Below are 2,386 nucleotides of genomic sequence, written 5' to 3'. Positions count from 1 at the left end.
GCCGTGTATGGGAGCATCGTCTTCGGTAGCAGAGAGGTCAGGGATCGAGATGCACGAACCTAAGCCGCCTTCGAATGTGAAGAACGCACCAGGAGCATAGGCTGAGCCAAGTTGGCCTCTGGAGCGTGTCATCGTTGGCGCGCTGAGTGTTTTGTCATCGTCTTCTGTTGCTAGAAAGCCCTTGCGAGTTCCCATCTCATTCCCCCGTCCGCGTATCGTCAGCACTGTCGTTATTTGCTACACCGTGGCGAACGAGATCCATCACCAACAACACTTCATTAGATAGCTGGGTCATGCCATCGCTATCGCGAGGTGATGCCTGAATGATACCGGCCTGGTCTACGTCGCGAAGCGATGTCATGGGTTTGGCCATCACTTCCGTTTGACTTTTGAAGTACCCATCTAACTTTCCACTGCCCCACAAAGGGCTGCTCCAAATATTGGCTATGAGGTTGCGAGTCCTGTGGTCAATGCGAGCACGGTAGTACTCTTGTCCCTCAGGAGCGAAGGCGCCACGCAGCCCCACCGCGAGCTCAATAAAATCGTTGATTTCGTTGATAAATACATCGCCTCGGGCCCCGAATTCTTTACGAATGTTGGGGATAAAGCTGAAATCTGCTGTTCTGGCTTTTTGATCTTCTGGAAGCTGAATCAGCTCGCGACTCGGCACGACACCAACCAGATACGCCTGGAGCAAACTGGTGAATACACGTTCGATCGCGCGTTCTGCCCACCGATCGATCGCTGCCGGTTGCACCATGCGCTCAAGGAAACGGTGGAAAATGTCGAACACGTGAACAATATGCCTATCTCGACGACGCTGTGGCGTCGGGATTAGCACGACAAAGCCAATATGCGCACGCCCCACCCGCGAGGAGGCTTGAATGTACTCAGCAATGTCCGACGGCATCCCTGCGAAAAACATTGAATTGAACTCGTCGACATCGACACCGTGAGAAATGGCAGATGTCGCAATCACTGAGCGCAACTGATCTTGTAAAGGCGGGAAAGGGAGTCCTGGACTCACCCGACGCTGCGCAGTATCCACGACACCTTGAATCTCTCCTTGCTCCACCGAGCCGGTAATCAGTCGGGTATCCAACCCTCTAAGGTCCATGCCTTCATTGATGTGTCGCTTACGCGTTTCCTCCGCCTCCGCGGCCATAATCTGGTCGCCACCTTTTTTATTGGTGACGTAGGTCAAGGCAATACGGTGCAGGTCAATGAGAGTGGCTAGTTCCGACGCGCCGGCCGTAGCTAGTGTCTGCTTGTGTAGCGCCTCTAGAGCACCTTGGGAAACATGCTCCACCAGCAACTGACGTGCAGATTCGAAGACTTGTGCGCTATCGCTCGTCAAGTCGTTGAATAGGCGAGTGATGTTGAAGTGAAAGCTGGATAACACCGCAACGCTAGTCGACGTATGCGGCTTTCCGTTTGTCATAAATGCTGTGTAAACCCGGGCTTGGCGGCTCGCTACTTCAACGTCTGGATGTGCTCGACGCCGTATATCTTCGGCTGGAGCAGGCTCCGAGTAAAATGACTCATAAAGGGTCGGGCCCGGCTCAGGAAACTGCGTGGCCGGAATCGAACGTTGGTATAGATGCTCCAACTGTCTTTCAGGAGCAGAGACGGTAGCTGAAGCGGCGATTACCTTAGCCCGGCGCCTGCGCCCTAGTTTGTCCGTCGCGATTAAGCTGCTGAGTGGCTTGGCCAGGTATTCAAAGACTGCATCGAGTGTGGATTCGAATAAGCCGGCAAAGGTGCCCAACGATTCATCAAGCAGGTGTGCCTCGTCCTGGATGATGAGACTTGGAAACGGATCGTGGAAAATGCGCTTCCCAGACGAATAAGCCGGATACACCCCTTCCATGTCTTTTGCGAGGGGACCGGCCGCTAACTCACGGGGTTCAGGCACGTATAATCGCCCGTTGGCCGGGTTGATCCAAGGCGCAGCGCCAAACATCGCGTATATGCGCCGAATGGTTCGGCCTGAATGGCCAATGAGTGCCAGCTTGTCGACAGTTCCCAGAAGTACGGACGGTGCTAAATCGTAAATATCCTCATCGACAATGTAGAACGGAAGAGGCTGCCACCTACCGTCATTCGAATCGCACTGGATGTCGGTGCATACATGACCAAGAGTTTGGTCTCCGTGGTCAAAAAATAGCCGCAAAGCTGTTTCGCTATTGCAGAAAGGGCATTTGGGCAGCTTGCGCCAAGCACGCATGGCTGTGGAGTACTTGGAGTCGTTGTCCCGAAGGGCCTGCTCAGCCGTCAGGAATGGCGGTGCTGATGAAATGGTCGGGATGCTCTTCACCCCCTTAGCATTGTGGCGGTTCGGCGAGCCACCGCTGCCGACCCAAAAGCCAATGGAGAATGAGTTACC

The 2,386-nt window shown here is 54.2% G+C and carries 2 protein-coding genes; both read right to left on the bottom strand.

Annotated features, from left to right (window positions below; genetic code table 11):
- On the bottom strand, positions 1-195 hold a 195-nt coding region (locus DBR24_RS31275), incomplete at its 3' end, for a hypothetical protein (RefSeq protein WP_218278130.1).
- A 1-nt stretch (position 196) separates the two neighbouring features.
- A partial coding sequence (locus DBR24_RS10700) for a helicase C-terminal domain-containing protein (RefSeq protein WP_218278129.1) occupies positions 197-2,386 on the bottom strand: 2,190 nt, incomplete at its 5' end.

The organism is Pseudomonas sp. HMWF006, assembly GCF_003061205.1.
In the GTDB taxonomy this organism is placed as follows: domain Bacteria; phylum Pseudomonadota; class Gammaproteobacteria; order Pseudomonadales; family Pseudomonadaceae; genus Aquipseudomonas; species Aquipseudomonas monsensis.
Note: the sequence above shows the minus strand (reverse complement) of the source record. Positions and strands in the feature narration are given on the sequence as shown.